General features: G+C 48.8%; 15 protein-coding genes. 10 read left to right on the top strand and 5 right to left on the bottom strand.

What is annotated here, in order from left to right; translation table 11 throughout:
• Positions 1-832 precede the first annotated feature (832 nt).
• From Q6A92_RS05690 to pheA, 4 genes are all read left to right on the top strand, one after another.
• On the top strand, positions 833-1,579 hold the full coding sequence (locus Q6A92_RS05690; protein ID WP_274399211.1) for a (Fe-S)-binding protein: 747 nt from the start codon (positions 833-835) through the stop codon (positions 1,577-1,579).
• Positions 1,570-3,039 carry a LutB/LldF family L-lactate oxidation iron-sulfur protein gene (locus tag Q6A92_RS05685; protein WP_332237360.1) on the top strand — a complete coding sequence of 490 codons (1,470 nt, stop codon included), beginning with the start codon at positions 1,570-1,572 and terminating at the stop codon, positions 3,037-3,039. The genes Q6A92_RS05690 and Q6A92_RS05685 overlap by 10 nt, the downstream gene beginning before the upstream one ends.
• Complete coding sequence (locus Q6A92_RS05680; protein ID WP_332237359.1) at positions 3,036-3,734, top strand: LutC/YkgG family protein; 699 nt, start codon at positions 3,036-3,038, stop codon at positions 3,732-3,734. Before Q6A92_RS05685 ends, Q6A92_RS05680 begins: the two co-directional genes overlap by 4 nt.
• Before the next feature lie 160 nt (positions 3,735-3,894).
• Positions 3,895-4,713, top strand: a complete 819-nt coding sequence (gene pheA / locus Q6A92_RS05675) for a prephenate dehydratase (RefSeq protein ID WP_332237358.1) — start codon at positions 3,895-3,897, stop codon at positions 4,711-4,713.
• Positions 4,714-4,799: 86 nt separating this feature from the next.
• Here pheA and Q6A92_RS05670 read toward each other — a convergent pair whose 3' ends face one another.
• Entirely contained in the window at positions 4,800-6,065 is a 1,266-nt protein-coding gene (locus Q6A92_RS05670) for a glutamate-5-semialdehyde dehydrogenase (protein WP_274399216.1), read from the bottom strand.
• Complete coding sequence (gene proB, locus Q6A92_RS05665; protein ID WP_332237361.1) at positions 6,065-7,207, bottom strand: glutamate 5-kinase; 1,143 nt, start codon at positions 7,205-7,207, stop codon at positions 6,065-6,067. The genes Q6A92_RS05670 and proB overlap by 1 nt, the downstream gene beginning before the upstream one ends.
• Positions 7,208-8,050: 843 nt before the next feature.
• Between proB and Q6A92_RS05660 the strand changes: the two genes are divergently transcribed.
• Together Q6A92_RS05660 and Q6A92_RS05655 are read left to right on the top strand one after the other, a co-directional pair.
• Positions 8,051-8,656: a thioredoxin family protein gene (locus Q6A92_RS05660; RefSeq protein ID WP_332237357.1), complete on the top strand. Its 606-nt coding sequence runs from the start codon at positions 8,051-8,053 to the stop codon at positions 8,654-8,656.
• A gap of 158 nt (positions 8,657-8,814) precedes the next feature.
• A complete protein-coding gene (locus tag Q6A92_RS05655) occupies positions 8,815-9,999 on the top strand; it encodes a MalY/PatB family protein (RefSeq protein ID WP_332237356.1) in 1,185 nt (394 codons plus the stop codon).
• A gap of 55 nt (positions 10,000-10,054) precedes the next feature.
• Here Q6A92_RS05655 and Q6A92_RS05650 read toward each other — a convergent pair whose 3' ends face one another.
• Entirely contained in the window at positions 10,055-10,696 is a 642-nt protein-coding gene (locus Q6A92_RS05650) for a hypothetical protein (protein WP_274399223.1), read from the bottom strand.
• A 173-nt stretch (positions 10,697-10,869) separates the two neighbouring features.
• On the opposite strand from Q6A92_RS05650, the gene Q6A92_RS05645 reads away from it, so the two are divergent.
• The 3 genes from Q6A92_RS05645 to Q6A92_RS05635 all read left to right on the top strand — a co-directional run bounded on the left by Q6A92_RS05645 (position 10,870) and on the right by Q6A92_RS05635 (position 13,146).
• On the top strand, positions 10,870-12,060 hold the full coding sequence (locus tag Q6A92_RS05645) for an MFS transporter (protein WP_332237355.1): 1,191 nt from the start codon (positions 10,870-10,872) through the stop codon (positions 12,058-12,060).
• A 355-nt stretch (positions 12,061-12,415) separates the two neighbouring features.
• The gene (locus Q6A92_RS05640; RefSeq protein ID WP_332237354.1) at positions 12,416-12,865 is read left to right on the top strand and encodes a hypothetical protein; all 450 of its coding nucleotides are present in this window, start codon (positions 12,416-12,418) and stop codon (positions 12,863-12,865) included.
• Complete coding sequence (locus Q6A92_RS05635) at positions 12,853-13,146, top strand: YxcD family protein (protein ID WP_332237353.1); 294 nt, start codon at positions 12,853-12,855, stop codon at positions 13,144-13,146. Before Q6A92_RS05640 ends, Q6A92_RS05635 begins: the two co-directional genes overlap by 13 nt.
• Before the next feature lie 398 nt (positions 13,147-13,544).
• Here the strand turns inward: Q6A92_RS05635 and Q6A92_RS05630 are convergent, their stop codons facing one another.
• Positions 13,545-14,603 (bottom strand): ATP-binding protein, encoded by a 1,059-nt coding sequence (locus Q6A92_RS05630; protein ID WP_332237352.1) that lies wholly within the window; start codon positions 14,601-14,603, stop codon positions 13,545-13,547.
• A gap of 456 nt (positions 14,604-15,059) precedes the next feature.
• Here Q6A92_RS05630 and Q6A92_RS05625 point away from each other — a divergent pair, with 456 nt between their 5' ends.
• Complete coding sequence (locus Q6A92_RS05625; RefSeq protein ID WP_332237351.1) at positions 15,060-16,454, top strand: amidase; 1,395 nt, start codon at positions 15,060-15,062, stop codon at positions 16,452-16,454.
• A gap of 395 nt (positions 16,455-16,849) precedes the next feature.
• Here Q6A92_RS05625 and gpmA read toward each other — a convergent pair whose 3' ends face one another.
• Positions 16,850-17,593 (bottom strand): 2,3-diphosphoglycerate-dependent phosphoglycerate mutase, encoded by a 744-nt coding sequence (gene gpmA / locus Q6A92_RS05620; protein WP_274399230.1) that lies wholly within the window; start codon positions 17,591-17,593, stop codon positions 16,850-16,852.
• Positions 17,594-17,740: the final 147 nt, after the last annotated feature.

The following is a 17,740-nucleotide window of genomic DNA, read 5'->3' as shown; positions in this document are numbered from 1 at the left end:
GCTCTTCGGCGCCGATGGTAGTGGGGGGCTGTCCCCCCGTGAGAGTAGGTCGCTGCCAGGCAAAAATGAACAAACAGAAAGAGAGAGGCACTTCTCGGTTAGTGAGAAGCACCTCTCTTTTTGTTAGCGTACAAAGCATTGAGTGCTGCGGACGGCGATAAAGAAGGCGTCCTCCGCAGCACGTTTTTCTATCTGCGGTTTTGCAGTGTGAATGCATATTGCGCAGCTGCAGTCACCCGCACTGGACACATCCACTGTTCACCCAATCTTGAAAGATAAAAAAACGGCTGTTTTAGAAGAAAGTGAGAGTAGCTGTAGGAAATATCTGTATGGTGACTTTGAGAGTTAAGCACCCCGCTCAATCATTCAGCTGCCGTCATGGCGGTTAAAAAAGCTGGATCCGGTCATTTCCGACAGTCTGATCTATTTCAATCTCCGCATGATTTCAGTTGAGTAGGATTCATGTTTATAGTTTTTAGACGTTGCACAGAGCATAAATAAAAGGGTACATATTTTTTAAAAGAGTCTTGCTTTGGTACGGTCTCCTCTATTATCGGGACAGATCTCTGAAAAGTTTGATAGTAAGGATAAAGCGTGCGTCCGCGCTGTAATTTTTTGATAATCTCTATAAAGGTCAGGGGGTTGATATCTTTTTTAATGTGTATAAAATGTGATAATGTGGGTATTGGGTGTTAAACTTGTTACATATTCATGTTTGCGGGATTTTCGGATTTAATGGCTATCCCCTAAGCCGCGAACAGGCCCGGGATCGATAAAAGGGTTGGAGAAAAATAGGGTTGCGTAGTTGCAGCAGAAGGAGAAGGGGATCATTTTGAGAGTATCGCTTTTTACTACTTGTCTGGGCGAACTTTTTTACGTCGATGTACTTAAGGACGTGACGGAGGTTCTTGAGCGGTTAGGTTGCGAAGTAGATGTTCCGGACAGCCAGGTCTGCTGCGGACAGCCGGCATATAACAGCGGTTACAAGGCCGATACCGCCGGGCCGGCAAAACAAATGATCCGGGCATTTGAGCATGCGGATTACGTCGTATGCCCGTCGGGTTCGTGTGCCGCTATGTTTCATGAATATCCGCAATTCTTTAAGAATGAGCCGGAATGGCATGATAAGGCGGAAAAAATAGCTGAAAAAACGTATGAATTCACTCAATTTATTGTCCGTGTGCTCGGAGTTGTCGATGTGGGAGCCGAGTATCACGCAAGAGCAACCCTTCATACATCGTGCCACATGACCCGGCTTCTCGGAGAACGGGAATCGCACGATGCATTGCTTCGCCATGTAAAAGGGCTCGAATTGGTCAATCTGCCGAACAATTATGATTGCTGCGGTTTCGGAGGAACTTTTTCCGTAAAAATGGCACCGATATCCGAACAGATGGTTGATGAAAAAATCCGTCATATCGAGGAAACCGGAGCGGAAGTTGTGATCGGGGCCGACGCCAGCTGTCTGATGAATATCGGCGGACGGATCAGCCGGGAAGGCAAGAAAATTAAAGTCATGCATATTGCACAAATTTTGAACAGTCGGAGTGAGGAGGGGGGAGAAAAACCATGCCGATGAAAATCGGAAATCGACCGTTTTTTGAATCCGTCGATCAGGCGATTCATAATTCTTTTATGGTCAACGCAGTTTCTTCCGCTCAGGACGGGCTCCGTAACAAGAAGCTTCAGGCGACGGTCGGAGATAAAACACTTGGCGACTGGGAAGACTGGCGGAAGGCCGGCGAGGAGATACGCGCCCATACGCTGAATCATCTGGATTTCTATCTCAAACAATTGAGCGACAATTTTGCGGCAAGAGGCGGTCACGTTTTCTTTGCGGAAACTGCGGAAGAAGCGCGTGAATATATAAAAAAGATCGTCAGACTGAAAAATGCTAAGCACATCGTCAAATCAAAATCCATGGTCACGGAGGAGATCAGTCTTAATGATGCACTGGAAGCGGAAGGCTGCGATGTTCTGGAAACCGATCTGGCGGAATTCATTTTGCAGGTCGATCAGGACAGGCCGTCACATATTGTTGTTCCGTCCGTGCATAAAAACCGGCGGCAGATCCGTGACGCATTTCGCAAACTGGGATATACAGGCACAGACGATCCGAAAGAACTGGCCGGGTTTGCGCGAAAAACACTGCGAAGCAAGTTTCTGAATGCGGAGGTCGGCATAACCGGCTGCAATTTTGCCGTCGCTGATACGGGGAGTCTCTGTCTTGTGACCAATGAAGGCAATGCCAATATGGTGACCACATTCCCGCAGACACAGATTACGGTGATGGGCATGGAACGGCTGGTGCCCACCCGGAAGGAACTGGATATACTGGTCACCCTGCTTTGCCGCAGTTCCGTCGGTCAGCGTCTGCCGACCTATGTGACGGATATTACGCCCGGAGATCAGACCGAGACGGTGGATAGTCCGAAAGATTATCATTTGGTGATCGTGAACGCAGGCCGTTCGAATGCACTCGGCACGGATTTTCAGGCGGTGCTGCACTGCATTCGCTGTGCGGCTTGTATTAACGTCTGTCCGGTCTATCGCCATATCGGCGGTCACGCCTACGGGTCAATCTACCCCGGGCCGATCGGAGCCGTCCTTTCTCCTATCTTAGGCGGCTATAAAGAGTACGGAATGCTTCCTTATGCCTCCAGTCTGTGCGCGGCCTGTACCGAGGCCTGTCCGGTCAGGATTCCGCTTCATGAATTGCTGATCAAACATCGGCAGAAATACGTGGAAAGCGAAGGCAAGCCGCCGATAAGCGAAAAAATGGCGATGAAGGGATTCGGAATCGCGGCGAAGTCGCCGTTCATCTATAAGGCGGGCATGAAAACGGCTCCGATTATGCTTAAACCAATCGTTCATGACGGTGAAATCAGCAAAGGTCCCGGCCCGATGAAACCGTGGACCGGCGGCCGTAATTTACCGGCTCCGAGCCGTGAAAATTTCCGGAAATGGTTTAAGGACCACCAAACAGCCAGGCTCCTGCAGAAATCAGCAAAGGATAAAGGAACAGGTGAACGTTCATGAAAGGAACGATTGAGAATCGCGACGCATTTCTGCGTCATATTGCGGACAGGCTCCATCACACAACAGGCGAAAGGGCTGTCACACCGGAGTGGGCACATCAGCCGCAATGGGACGTTTATAAGGGCTATTCGAAGGATCAGCTCATATCCGTGATGAAAAAGGCATGCGAATCGATTCATACGAAAATTTATGAAACGGACTCGGCTCATTTGCCGGAGTCTCTGGAAAAAGCGATCGAAGATTATGGTTCCAGCTCCGTCGTTGCCACTCATGATGACCGGTTTTCCCAGTTCGGTCTTGAAGATGTGATGAAAAAAAATCATGTTCATATTTGGGATGTTTCAGAAGGGCGGCGGAATATCGAGATCGCTGCTCAGGCGAATATCGGCCTGTCCATTTGTGATGTGATGCTGGCGGAATCGGCAACCGCCGGCCTATTTAACGATAAGGACAAGGCCAGAAGCGTCAGCCTTCTTCCGATCACTTCCATTGTGATTGTTCCAGGAAGTCTGATTGTGCCCCGGATTACGCAGGCGATGCAGATGGTTGAGGAAAGAGTGAGAGACGGTGAAGAGATCTCGACTTATATCAATTTCATTTCGGGACCGAGCAACAGCGCGGACATTGAAATGAGGCTTGTTGTCGGCGTTCACGGGCCGGTCAAAGTTGCCTATATTGTCGTCGAAGATCTTTAATCGTGTCTGGAGAGAGGCAGTTCCGGCCGGAACTGCCTCTCTTTCAGGAAAGACGGCGCGTGAAACTTTCTACAAAACGGGTGATAAGTCTGTTATAGTTGAGTCAATGCGAAAATGTGTCGAAAAAGCAGGGAACCGTACTTTGATAAGGGGTGTGTCAATGAGAATTGCTTATTTAGGGCCAAGCGGGACATTTTCAGAGGAAGCGGCCATACGTTTATTCAGTGATACGGACACGCTTCTGCCGCAGGAATCGATGGACGATGTGCTGCAGGCTGTAAGCAGCGCGGCCGTTGACAAGGGCGTGGTGCCGATCGAAAATTCAATCGCCGGAACGATTGATACAAGCATTGACGGTTTGCTTACTTACCGTTTGTTCATCGAAGCGGACGTCATTTTTCCCATTTCGCTTTATCTTTTCGGCACGGAGAATTGCGGCCTCGACACTATTCAGCACGTCGTGTCGATTACACCGGCCCTCGAACAGTGCCGTGCCTTGATCAGAGATAAAAGCTGGGTGTGCGATCGAGTGGGGAGTACGGCTGCCGCCGCCAAGGCGGTTAGGGAACGTAACCAACCCGAATGGGCCGCCATCGCGTCAAAATGCGCGGCAGACATTTACGGGCTGAAGTTAATTGCATCGGATATTCAGGACAGCAAAAGGAATCACACGCGGTTCATCGTCATCAGCCGCAGCAGCCGTCTTGATCCGCATCAGGAAAAAACGATGCTTCTTGTGACGCCGGCGCGGGAACATGTCGGGATGCTTGCTTCCATACTTAATGTTTTTGCCGCACTTTCGATCAATTTATCATGGATCGAGTCGCGGCCGACGGGAGAGAAGCTGGGGGAGTACCGCTTTTTTATTGAAACGGAAGCGGGATACGGAAGCGATCCGATGAGCAAAGCGATCAATATTCTCCGCATGTTTGGACACCAGGTTGCCATATTGGGCAGCTACAGCACAATAACTCTTTGATTCCGCTGTTATCTTATCACGCTTTTTGTATAGTTATTATTTTTTACGGAATTTTATGAAAATGAAACATAAAAAAACGGGCAGGTTCATTGACGAATCTGCCCGCTGCCTTTCACAATATATTTAATGGTTGTCAGCGCAGGCAGCCCCATCGGCCCGCGTGCATGGAGCTTCTGCGTGCTGATGCCGATTTCTGCGCCGAAGCCGAACTCTTCACCGTCGGTAAATCGGGTCGATGCATTGTGATAAAGCGTCGACGCATCCACATATTGAAAAAACCGTTGAACATGATCCGGCGATTCGGAAACAATGGCCTCCGAATGTTTCGTTCCGAACCGATTAATGTGAGTAATGGCTTCATCCACGTTTTTGACAGCTTTTACAGCTACGATCTTATCGAGGTATTCTGTTGACCAGTCATTCTCACTTGCCAAAGGAAGATCCGGGTATTGAGACGCCAGAGAAGGATCTATGCGGCATTCGACCCCCGCGTTCCGCAGCGCCTCGATCAGCAGGCTGCCATAGCCTGCCATCCATTTTTGATGCACAATAATCGTTTCTATCGCATTGCAGACGGACGGCCGCTGCGTTTTCGCATTGAGCGCAATCGTAATCGCCATGTTCGGATCGGCGCTTTCATCAATAAACAGGTGGCAATTGCCGGCCCCGGTTTCAAGAACGGGAATCGTCGACCGGCTGACGACCGTCTGGATCATTTTTTTACTGCCGCGCGGGATCAGCACATCGATCAGTCCGTGCAGCCTGAAAAAACGATCGGCTGTCTCATGACGGACGTCTTCAAGCAGCTGGACGCTGTCTTCGGGAAGATCCGTCTCGATCAGAGCATGCCGGATCACTGAAACAAGAGCTTTGTTGGATTCAAGAGCGGATGCACTGCCCCGCAGATAGACGGCATTTCCTGTTTTCAGGCAGAGCCCGGCCGCGTCGGCAGTTACATTAGGCCGTGCTTCATAAACCATACCGACGACTCCGAGAGGCACGCGTATTTTTTGAATGTGCAGACCGTTCGGCCGATCCCATTCATCGATACAGTCGCCGATCGGGTCATGAAGCCCGGCAAGATGATCAAGTGCGTCCGCCATAGACTCGATCCGCTCTTTATTCAGAAAGAGCCGGTCAAGCAGCGAATCTGACATGCCGCTTTCTTTTGCCCGCTCGACGTCCTCTCTGTTTGCCGCAAGAATGATCGGGCAGTTATCGCGAATTTCGGCGGAAATAGTGTGCAATGCCCGATTTTTTTGCTCCGTTGCCTTCACGGCAAGTATTCCTGAAGCCCGTCTGGCTTTTTCGGCTTTAAGCAGCAGCTCATCCTTTTCAATTATCTGACTCATTATCTATCTCTTCCTTTCTGTCGTATTGCAGCTGTCCACGGGACCCAGTTATCGCGATGAACGACTTCCGGCCGATCGCTGTGAACCAGGTTCATCGCCCGGCTGCTCGGCATGCGTTTTATTTCATTTAATTGATCGGCCGAATAATTGACCTGTCCCTTGCCAAGAATATGATGATGCCGATCGACCACCTGAATCACCTCTCCGGAAAGAAAATGCCCGCTGATCTGTCTGACGCCGGCGGGGAGCAGGCTCTTTCCATCGTCCATCAGGGCGCGGGCGGCACCGTCGTCAATCTCAATTTTTCCGGAAACCGGAGAGTGGAGAGCGATCCATTGTTCGGAAATATTAAGCGACGGCTTCAGCCTTGCGGAACCGATGTAGCTGCCGTTCCCGTTTCCTTTAATAATCTGCACCAGTTTGTCGGCGCCGCTTCCTTTTCCGATAAACGTCCGGACCCCAAGCGATAGAGCGGTTTTAGCGGCCATAATTTTTGATTTCATACCGCCTGTGCCGACCTTCGATCCTGAGATGCCGCTGATCTCGCGCAGAAGCTCATCGGGCAGCTCTGCCAGAAAATCATAGCGTCTGGCATCGGGATACTTATGCGGATTTTTATTATAAAGCCCGTTGACGTCCGTGAGAATAGCGAGAAAATCGGCATGAATCAGTCCGCTGACTAACGCGGAAAGCATGTCGTTGTCGCCGAACGTCAGCTCCTCCAGGGAGATCGAATCGTTTTCGTTAATAATCGGAATCACGGACCGTTTCAATAATTCGGAAAGTGTTGAGGCGGCGTGGCTCATTTGTTCCCGCCGCTCGAAATCCTGGCGGGCAAGAAGCAGCTGGGCAACCGTCATTCCGTGCCTGCGGAAAGCCTCGGCATAATGATTCAGCAGCATCACCTGTCCGACCGCTGCTGCCGCCTGCTTGCCGGCGATTGTGACCGGCCGTGCGGGGTAGCCGAGTTGCTGGTAGCCGGCTGCTACGGCTCCCGAAGAAACAAGAACAATCTCGCGGCCGCTGCTTTTCAGCCGGGCCAGCGCGTCTACATGATCATTGAGTTTTTCCTGATCTAATTTTCCGTGCAGATCAGTCAGCGAGCTGCTGCCGATTTTGACGACAATCCGTTTCGCTTCCATCATCCAGGTCCTTTCGAATTTAAAAAGCCGCTCTCCGTCCTTTCTAAAAGGACGGGGAGTGGCTTTACCCGCGGTACCACCTTCATTAGCGTGCGCTCTGTTCTGCGCTGCGCTCTCTCAGACCTCCGTAACGTGAGGAAAACGGTCCGATTATTGGCCGGACAGCTCCGGGGGCAGGTTCGGCAGGAAGAAAGCGGCGGCATCTTTCAGCCAACGGATGCCGTTCTCTTGCGCTCCTTCTTTGCTTACTAATCCCTATCAACGCTCTTTATAAGTGAATAAATTATATTCGAAATCAAGACAGAAGTCAATAGTTTACCTCTTTATGGAAAAGGCGCAAGCATCCGATGCGGCCTGAAATAAGGGGGAGAGGATGCGGCGGAAGCGTTCATCGGCCGTCGCAAAGGGCTTTTCGGTCGTTAGAAGCTGTTTATCGGTCGTTGCGCCGGATCTATCAGCTGTCGCAGGAAATTTATCGGTCGTTGCGGCTGTTTTATCTCGTCAGAAGCAGTTTTTCAACCGCTAAGGGAGTCTTTGTCAGCTTTTCTCCAAAGAAAGCTTAACATGAGCTGTCCCCCGAAGACCGGCTGCTTTCCGTCTAATTTCAGGGTGTCCGTTCGAAAGAAAAATTTTTAATTATCGGCAGGTGTGTGTGATTGAATGAAAATGTGCCGTAAAATCACTTTTTTATATTAGAAGCTGACAGAACATAACTTTATTCCATTATTTATTGTCTCCTGCCGGCCCCGCCGAGTTGTACAATAATAGACAATCATAAATAAGGTTGTAAAATGTATAATGTGTGAGTTATTAATATAATCAGGAAAAGGAGCGTTTCAAATTATGACAGATAACCTGAAACATCAGTCTGCATTTACTTTGCAGATCGGAGACAAAGCGCCGTCATTTACGCTTCCGGCAACCGATGGCAAGACTTATTCACTCGCAGACTTTTCAACAGCGAAGACGCTGGTCGTTTTTTTTACATGCAACCATTGTCCGTTTGTTCTCGGCTCAAACGAAACGACCCGAAAATTGGCCGAAAAATATCGAAGCAGGGGTGTACAGTTTGCTGCCGTCAACTCGAACAGCGAGCATACGCATCCGGCCGATTCTTTTGAACATATGGTCGAACAGATGGACGAGAAGAAATTTCCGTGGCCGTATCTGAGAGATCAGTCGCAGGAGACCGCGAATGCCTATGGTGCGCTGAGGACGCCGCATTTCTTTGTCTTTGATGAAGAGCGTAAACTGGTCTATACCGGCCGCGAGCTGGACAATCCGCGAATACCGGAGAAAGCGACCGTTAATAATCTGGATGCGGCTTTGGCCGAGATAACAAGCGGAAAGGCCGTCTCCATCCCCCTGACCAATCCGGTTGGCTGCAATATTAAATGGGAAGGCAAAGACGCGCACTGGATGCCGGCCGAAGCATGCGATCTTGTTTAATATGATGGGCCTTTTCTTCGAAGCGTCTTCCTTTTTGACAGGGGAAAACGCTTTGTTTCATTTCAGGAAGAAAAAACTTCTCAGCCGGAGATACAGCCGCCGAGCTGAATAAGGATTTACTATTAGGTTCAACTCTTATAACGCGAGGAGATGGCGTGATGAATTCTAAAGAATACGATTTTGATGAAATAATTGAGCGAAAAGGGAGCGCATCGGTCAAATGGGATGAGGCTGATCGGATTTTTCATACGGAAGGTCTGCTTCCGATGTGGGTGGCCGACATGGATTTTCGCGTGCCCGATGAAGTGACCGCTGCACTGAGAAACAGAGTAGATCACGGCATTTATGGCTATTCGCTCCGCTCGGAAAGCTATCTTGCTGCCGTGCAAAGATGGATGAGCGCGCGTCATGGCTGGGAGATTGAAAGGGAATGGATCTGTCACAGCCCCGGCGTGGTCACGGCACTGAATCTGATCGTGGATGGTTTCACTGAACCCGGGGATAAGGTGCTGATTCAGCCGCCGGTCTATCCGCCGTTCAGAAAATCGGCCCGAAATCAGGCACGGGATCTGGTCACAAACCCGCTGGTGTACGATCAGGGAAAATATACAATGGATTTTGCCGATCTGGAGCGAAAAATGTCCGATCCATCGGTCAAAATGATGATTCTATGCTCGCCGCACAATCCGGTCGGCCGCGTCTGGACAAAGGCCGAACTTTCTCAAGTATCCCAGCTTTCTCTTAAACATCACGTTTTGGTCGTTTGTGATGAAATTCATGGCGATCTGGTATTCAGCGGTAAGAAGCAGATCCCTTTTGCAAGCCTGTCCGAGGAAGCGGCAAGCCATTCTATCATCTGTACGGCGCCGAGCAAAACGTTCAATATTGCCGGCCTGCAGATCTCGAATATCATCATCCCCGATCCCGCACTGAGACGGATCTACCTTGACCAGCTGCAGCGCTTCAGTTTGAATGAACCGAACGCTCTGGGTGCCGTTGCGGCGGAAGCTGCCTATCGCGGAGGCGGCGAGTGGCTCGATCAGTGTCTGGATTACATAAAAAGAAACGCTGATTATGTCGCCGATTTTCTGCGGAGCCGCATTCCCGAACTGACGATGGTTCCGCTTGAAGGGACATATCTCGGCTGGATCGACTGCCGGAAACTCGGACTCGACAAGATACATCTGCAGAATCTGATGCTGAAAAAAGCGAAAATTGCCTTCAATCAAGGCTATACATTCGGCGATGAAGGTGGAGGATTTGTCCGTGTCAACCTTGCCTGTCCGCGCTCTTTGATTAAACAGGCGATGGGCCGGATGCTGCAGGCAATTCAAAATCTTTAAGGCTGACAGAAAAGTATTTTTCACAATAAGAAGAGACATTTTGCCGATCCTTCGCTCAAGACGGCTGCCTTTTGATCAAGGTGTACACGGAAAGGACTATTGTCCAGATATAAGGAATCGCTGACGAAAAAATCATAACGCTCAGCCCCCCTTTTTCGGGATAAAGGGTCGTGTAAAGAGAGCCGGCGGCACCGATCAGGCCGCCTGCCATTCCCAGACACCCAAGCCATGAAGGGCCGTATTTTTTTTGCCTCATAAACAGGCCGAGAAAGAAAATGCCCAGCCAGACAAGCATGATCGTTATGTAACCTAATAACAGGTTAAATATGAAAAGTGATTGAATGACGGTTTGCACGGAAAAATCAGGGTGCCCGGCGAACACATGCATCAAGTAGGGGAGAGCGCTCAGTTCGGCCGTCAGAAAGAGCACCCACAATGAGAGAGCAGTAATAAACAGAACGAGGGCCGCACGTGATTCTGCCCCTATAATCCTTTCAAATTCAATGAGCCCGCCGATCCAGAGAATGACAGCGACGATCATCCATGCATGATCCCATAGCCATATCGGACAGCGGGCCATTTGCTGCATGGCGGTCCGGCCGTTCCACGGATTATAAATGACCGGATGCAATACGGTTGTGATTCCGGTCAGTAAAGCACCGATCAGTAAAAAACAAGAGACATTTTTCGCCGACATGCTGCACCTTCTTTTTTTCATTTCTATTATTCTGACCACTGATGGTATATTTTATAAGCCGAAGCACTGCCGGATACAGGACTGTTTGCTTAATAAAACGCTTTCACGGTGCTAAAATGGATAAACAGGACTCACAAATGGGAGTGCCTGATAGAAATAGAGGAGGAGCAGATGTGGATTACATAGAAGCACGGACAAAGAAATACTGGATGGCGAACAGCGCTCTTTTCGCCGGCGGATTGGTCACCTTTGCCATTCTTTACAGCACTCAGCCGCTGCTTCCGATTTTCTCCCGGAAATTCCGTGCGTCTCCGGAATATTCCAGCCTGGCATTATCGCTGACAACCGGAGTGCTGTCTTTTTCTTTATTAATCGCAGCTGTTGTCTCCGACCGCTTTGGCCGAAAAAATATGATGAGTTGTTCGCTTGTCTTATCTTCCGTTGCCGCGATTGCGACGGCATTCTGCCCCAACTTCTTTTCGCTGCTTGTGCTTCGTGCCTTGCAGGGACTCGTTCTGGCAGGGCTGCCTTCTATTGCCATGACCTATGTCAGTGAAGAATTCCATGCGAGAAGCCTGGGTACGGCCATGGGGCTCTATGTCAGCGGAACGACGGTAGGCGGAATGTTCGGAAGGATTGTTGTCGGCATGGTCTCGGATTTCTTTTCCTGGAGGGTTGCCCTTGTCTCTCTGGGATTAATCAGTCTTCTGTGCAGTTTGTGGTTCTGGGCGGGGCTGCCGGAATCGATGCACTTTGAAAAAAAGAGCGTTTCCTTTTCAAAGATTTTTCGGCCTTTTATCAGCCATCTAAAAAGGATCCGGCTGGTTTGCCTTTTTGGAATCGGGTTTTTATTGATGGGCGGATTTGTTACGTTATTCAATTATATTGGTTTTCTGCTGACGGCTGCGCCATTCAATCTGACTCAGGCAGAGGTCAGCTGGATTTTTGCCGTCTATGTCTGCGGCACGTTCAGTTCGACGTGGATGGGAAAATTAGCCGATACAAAGGGAAAAGGGTTCATTTTAACAGTCAGCATGAGCATCATGATGATCGGGGTGTTATGTACGCTGGTTCCGTTATTGCCGATTAAAGTGCTGGGTGTAGCTCTTTTTACTTTTGGTTTTTTCGGGAGCCACTCCATTGCCAGCGGCTGGGTCGGAAGCGTTGCGCTGCGTGACAGGGCACAGGCTGCTTCCTTATATTTGTTTTTTTATTACGCGGGTTCGAGCATTCTCGGGACTTTCGGCGGGGTTGTCTGGCATTACATTCACTGGACCGGAATTGTCTCTATGATTGTGCTTTGCATCCTCCTTGCTTTCGGTCTGGAAACCTTGCTCCTGAGTTCGGAAAATCGCAGCCGATAAATTGCCGGGCTTACCGCTGAATTTCAGATATGATTTTGCAGCGGCTGCAAAAGAACCGGATGTCTCCCTTAGCAGCGGCGAAAAGCAAAAAAACTGAATTGGCTCACGACGGGCGCTGAAATTAAGGAATAAAAGCAGAGAAAGTTTTGATGCGAAAATCAAGGTACAGTATAGAATATAACTCTAAATCATCGCGTATTTTTTCGTGAACGGCTGAAAAAGAAAGGGAAAACGACTATTTTTTATGTGACAGAAATCATGTTTATTTGAGATTCATTGGGAACTTTTCGATCTCCTTTTCGTACATTTATTATTCTGAGCATTAAAACAAAAAAACAGGGAGACATGAGAACAGATGATGAAAAAAATGATGGCTGCGCTTCTTGCTTTAGCGCTGATCTTTACTCCGGCAGGGAACTTTGCTTTTCACTTTGCCGACAATCCGGTCAGTGCCAAGGGCTATCACTCGGGTGTCAAATCATTCAATACAAGTAAAAGCGGGGGAACCAAGTCGCTCTTTCAAAACAAGCAGCAGGGGACAAAGCAAAATTCTGCGACAACCGCACCCGCAACGAAAAGTTTTACAGGCGGCGGATTCATGCGCGGCATGATTTTCGGCGGTTTGTCCGGTCTCCTGTTCGGAAGCCTGATCTCACATTTCGGCGGACTTGGAATAATAGCCGGCTTCTTGTTTAATGTGCTTGTGATCGTTGCCGCCATTGTTCTGATCCGCTATCTGCTTGCCGCTTTGTTCAGCCGTTCCAGGAAAAAAAGAGCCGAGAGGTCTGATCCATGGAAGAGATAATCATTCCCGAGCAGGATGTTGTGAATGCGATTTGTCTGTACCTGGCTGATAAAAAAGGAATGGCTCCTGAAAATATTCAGGTGGAACTGATGTTTGACGATGATTACGGATTCTCAGCCGAGGCTTACGTACAGGGGAGAAAGCAGGTTCTCGTTGAATCAAACATGATTGAGGCGGTGCGTTTCTGGCTCGACACGGAAATGCAGAAAGATCCGTTTGCGGCGTCGCTGCGTCTGCTATTGGATGATGAGCAGGGCATCGTTGTTGCTTATCGGGAATAAATGCCGGCTGTCGGTCTTTAGGGGAAAAGGAGGCAATTCCCGGGGGCCGCTTGTTTGTACCGGCGGGGTAACGGCACTATATTTTTATGAAGGTCACTGTGTTCCGCTGAGCGGCTTGTATTTTTGCAGAAAAGGATATTTTCCGTCCGGACGGCAATAAGCCGGATGCGGGCAGCGATGTTTTTCCGCTTCGGGGCCGCTTAAATTTCATTGCTTTTTATCGCTGGAAAAACAGTCTCAACAGGCTGTCTGATAACGAAAATCGAGAGGATCATAAAAATGCCTCTCGATTTTTGTCTGTTTTGGTCTTCATTTCAGGATACCCGTGTCTTGTCTATATATGATAAAGGGATCGAATGTCTGTTTTTGCGGGAACGGTTTTCTTGTCCATTCTCTATTTACCCGGCACACGGGAAAGTTAAAGTGAAGCAGGTGCCGTCATTTTCCTTGCTTTCGACCTGTATTTTCCCGTTGTGATTTCTGATGATCGTGTATGTAATCATCAGTCCAAGGCCGGTGCCGGATTCTTTGGTTGTGAAAAACGATTTTCCCAGCTTTCCGAGAATGTCTTTCGGAATTCCGTGCCCCCTATCTTTGATAAATACTTGCTCCTGCCGTCCCGCTCTTGAAAGGACAACCGTCACTTTCCCGTTTTCCGAATTCGCCTCGATCGCATTCTTGATCAGATTGACAAACACTTGTTTCAACTGAGTCTTATCGCCGTTTATTTGGTGAGGTCCGCCGTTCGTCTGTACTTCCAGTTTTACATTTTTCTTGGCGGCCTGTGTTTCAAAGAGAAAAAGTGTCTCCTTGGCGATCGTCAGCAGATCCTGTGTAACAAAACGTTCGGCATTCGGTCTGGTAAAGTATAAGAGTTCATTGGCAATCCGCTCGATCTGTTCCACTTCACCCATAATGATATTTACGTATTCTTTATTGAGGACAGGTTCTTTTTGAAGCAGCTGCAGAAATCCCTTGATAGAGGTCAGAGGATTTCTGACTTCATGAAGAATGCCGGCAGAAAGTTTACCGATCACCGAAAGCTTTTCAGACTGCATCATGCTTCTTTCTGCGGCTTTCCGGCTGCTGATATCACGGAGCGTCAGCTGAACCAGCGGTGTTTGCAAATCGTCATAAAGGGTGCTGACGGCGATCTCCACCGGTTTCGGATTGCCGTTTTCCGGAATAATCGACATGCTGGTTATTGGATGATCCGGATCTTTGTACATATTTTGGCGGATGTTCTCATGCAGAAGTGTCAGATCTTCAGGACGTATGAAAAGAGCAATGGACAGTCCATCAAGAGATGCCTGAACATCGTTCGAAAATAGTTCGTTGGCCGCCTGATTGGCAAAAATTATGTTATCTTCCTGAAGAATGACGACGGCGTCCAGAATATTTTCCAAAATTTGTTCAAAATCAAGCTGTGAGACTACTGATTTACCATTACCATCCATTTCCTTGCCTCCCAAGAAAATCATAGGTTTAATTACATAGTTTGTAAACAAATATGGTTAATTTGGTAATAATTTATGCGAAATTCATTTTCTTATGTCAGTAATTGATTGAAAGGCAAAGTTTTTGATTCATGAAAGTACAAATTTTTGCATTTTGTCATTGTTTTTTTATTTTTTTATATGGATAAAAATCGGCTGCCGTTTATCGGGTTGTTATATTATAATAATAAAAGTTAACCCTTTTCTACAATGGTTAACAAAAAATACATCGAAGCACCGGTGGATTCATTTTCCGGATAAAGCATACGCCGGGCGGATAAAGAGATGCAGCGATTATCGGCCGCCGGCGTCGGGAATCCGGGAATTAAAGATGTTGCATGGAAAGGCGAGCCGGAAGGCTCAAACAGTTGAGAGGGGGAAAAGAAGACGGAAATTTATCAGTTAACGGCCGAAGAATTGCTTCACCATTATCGGGCAAAAATGTTCTCACCTGTCGAAGCCGTAGAATCTCTGTTCCGCCGCATAAACCGGCTGAATCCCGAGCTGAACGCTTTTGTGACATTGAACCGGGAGGCTGCTCTTGAACAGGCGGAAGTATCGGAACGGAATTTTGCAAGGGGAACCGCCAGGCCGCTCGAAGGTGTTCCGGTTGCAATAAAGGACCTGACGCATACGAAGGGACTGCGTACAACCTTTGGCTGCCTGGTTTATAAAGATTATATCCCGTCACGCGACGCCGCCGTTGTCAAACGTTTAAAAAAGGCGGGCGCCGTCATCATGGGAAAGACCAATACACCTGAATTCGGCCATAAGGGAACGACCGACAATCGCCTCTTCGGTCCTTCAAAAAATCCATGGAAAGTATCAAATGGCACAGGCGGCTCAAGCGGCGGTTCGGCGGCGGCAGTTGCAGCCGGATTCTGTCCGCTGGCCGAGGGAAGCGACGGAGGAGGATCGATCCGCATCCCTTCCAGTCTGTGCGGCGTATTCGGATTTAAGCCGAGTTTCGGACGTGTGCCGTTCGACGATCATCCGGACGATGCATTCGCCCATTCCGTTCCGTTCGTCAGCCACGGCCCGATTGCCCGGACGGTTTCCGATGCGGCGTTGATGTTTGATGTCATTCAGGGGGCCTCGGATAACGATCCTTATTCTCTCGATCCTTTATATCTGTCCGCAAGAGAGATGCTGAATCGGCACAAAACAGACTATCGGGTCGGCTATACCCTTGATTTCGGTATCTACGAGGTGGATGCCGAAATCCGCGATATCTTTATGGGGGTACTGGAGAAGCTGCGCCGGCATGGCGCAATCGTGGTGCCGGCAGATGTCCGGATGGGCAAAGATTTACAGCAATACGTTCATTTTTTTAACAGATTGTGGATGATCGGACTTGCAGCCGGAACAAAGGAATTGATGGCCGAACATCGTGAAGAATTATCCGGCACGCTGATATCGATGATTCACCGCGGCGAGGGAGCAAGCGCGGATGAATATATTGAGATGAACCGGTACCGGTCCTATGTCTGGCAGATGTTTCAGGGCCTGTTTCAAAAGTTTGACGTACTCATTTCGCCGACACTTGCTGCGGCCGACTATGCCTACGATCGGGAAGGGCCTGAAACAGTAAACGGCCATAGGATCGATCCGGAATCTGATTGGATGATGACCAGCCCGATCAATCTTACAGGGCAGCCGGCCTGTTCGTTGCCGGCCGGTTTTACCGCTTCGGGGATCCCCGTCGGTATACAGTGCATAGCCCGCAAACTGAATGATATCGGTCTGATGCAGTTTGCAGAGTGGGCACAGAGCGTGCTCAAAACGAACACTTTGAGTTCGCTTAATTATTGAAAATTGATTCATTAATTAAAAAATACAAAATGATAGCCTTTACATTTTTTAAGAAAGGGGTTACAATGTAAACGTTGCAGGTTTAATTTTATGCCCATCACAATACTTTGCACCTAGCATGTTACCCAGCTTTTATGGTTCCCGTTCCGTAAAGCCGGATTGCCCACTCCGGCTGAAAAAGCCTCATCCGGTGACTGAATGTGCTGCCTGAGGCTTGCGGATTGGAGATTAAATTCTTCCGGTTACCATGATGTGTCTCCTGGATTCAGGAGACTTTTTCTTTGATAAGAATAAGTGAAATAACTTTATATCGGATGACGGACAGCAAGATCTGTCTTAGATACAAAAAGACACCTCCGCAAAAGCAGAAGTGTCCGGCAATGTGCCGTGCACGTTTATTTCGTTTCGGCAGAAGGCAGTACGTCCTTGTCGAGAGGTCCGTTTTCACCCAGATAGTAACGGTTGAGCGGCTTAAGATTATCATCCAGTTCATAAATAAGCGGCGTGCCGGTCGGGATATTGAGTCCGACAATTGTTTCGGCTGAAACATTATCGAGATGTTTCACGAGAGCACGAATTGAGTTGCCGTGAGCCACGATGACGACCTTTTTGCCGGCTTTCAGCTGAGGAACAATTTCCTGATTCCAGTAAACCAGAGCGCGGTCGACCGTGTCCAGCAGGTCTTCCGTGAGCGGCTGTGCGGCTTCCGACAGGCCGGCATATCTCGGATCATGCAACTGTGCAATATAGCGCTCGTCGTCTTTAGTAAGAGCAGGCGGACGGACATCAGCGGAACGCCTCCAGATATGCACCTGTTCCGCTCCGTATTTTTCGGCGGTTTTCGCCTTGTTCAGGCCCTGCAGGGCGCCGTAATGACGTTCGTTTAACCGCCATGTATGCTTAACCGGAATCCAAGTCAGATTCAGTTCATGAAGAACATTCCAAAGCGTATGATTGGCTCTTGTCAGCACCGACGTGTAGGCAAGATCAAATGTATAGCCGTTCTTTTTCAGAATCTGACCGGCTTCCGTTGCTTCCTGTTCTCCTTTTTCCGTCAGATCTACATCCGTCCATCCCGTAAATCTGTTTTCGAGATTCCATTCACTTTGTCCGTGACGGATCAGTACAAGCTTGATCATCGAGTGTGTCACTCCTCTCATTTTGAAAAACACCATGAAATTTTCGGCGCCGCATCCAATACGGAAATGACGGGCGAAGCTGGGGTTTTAAGCCACTCCAATCCGCTCCATCTTTTCGTGCATTTTTATACACATTTAAAGTATCGG

The sequence above is a fragment of the Sporolactobacillus sp. KGMB 08714 genome (genome assembly GCF_036598985.1).
GTDB lineage: Bacteria > Bacillota > Bacilli > Bacillales > Sporolactobacillaceae > Sporolactobacillus.
This window is presented reverse-complemented; position numbering and strand designations above follow the sequence as displayed.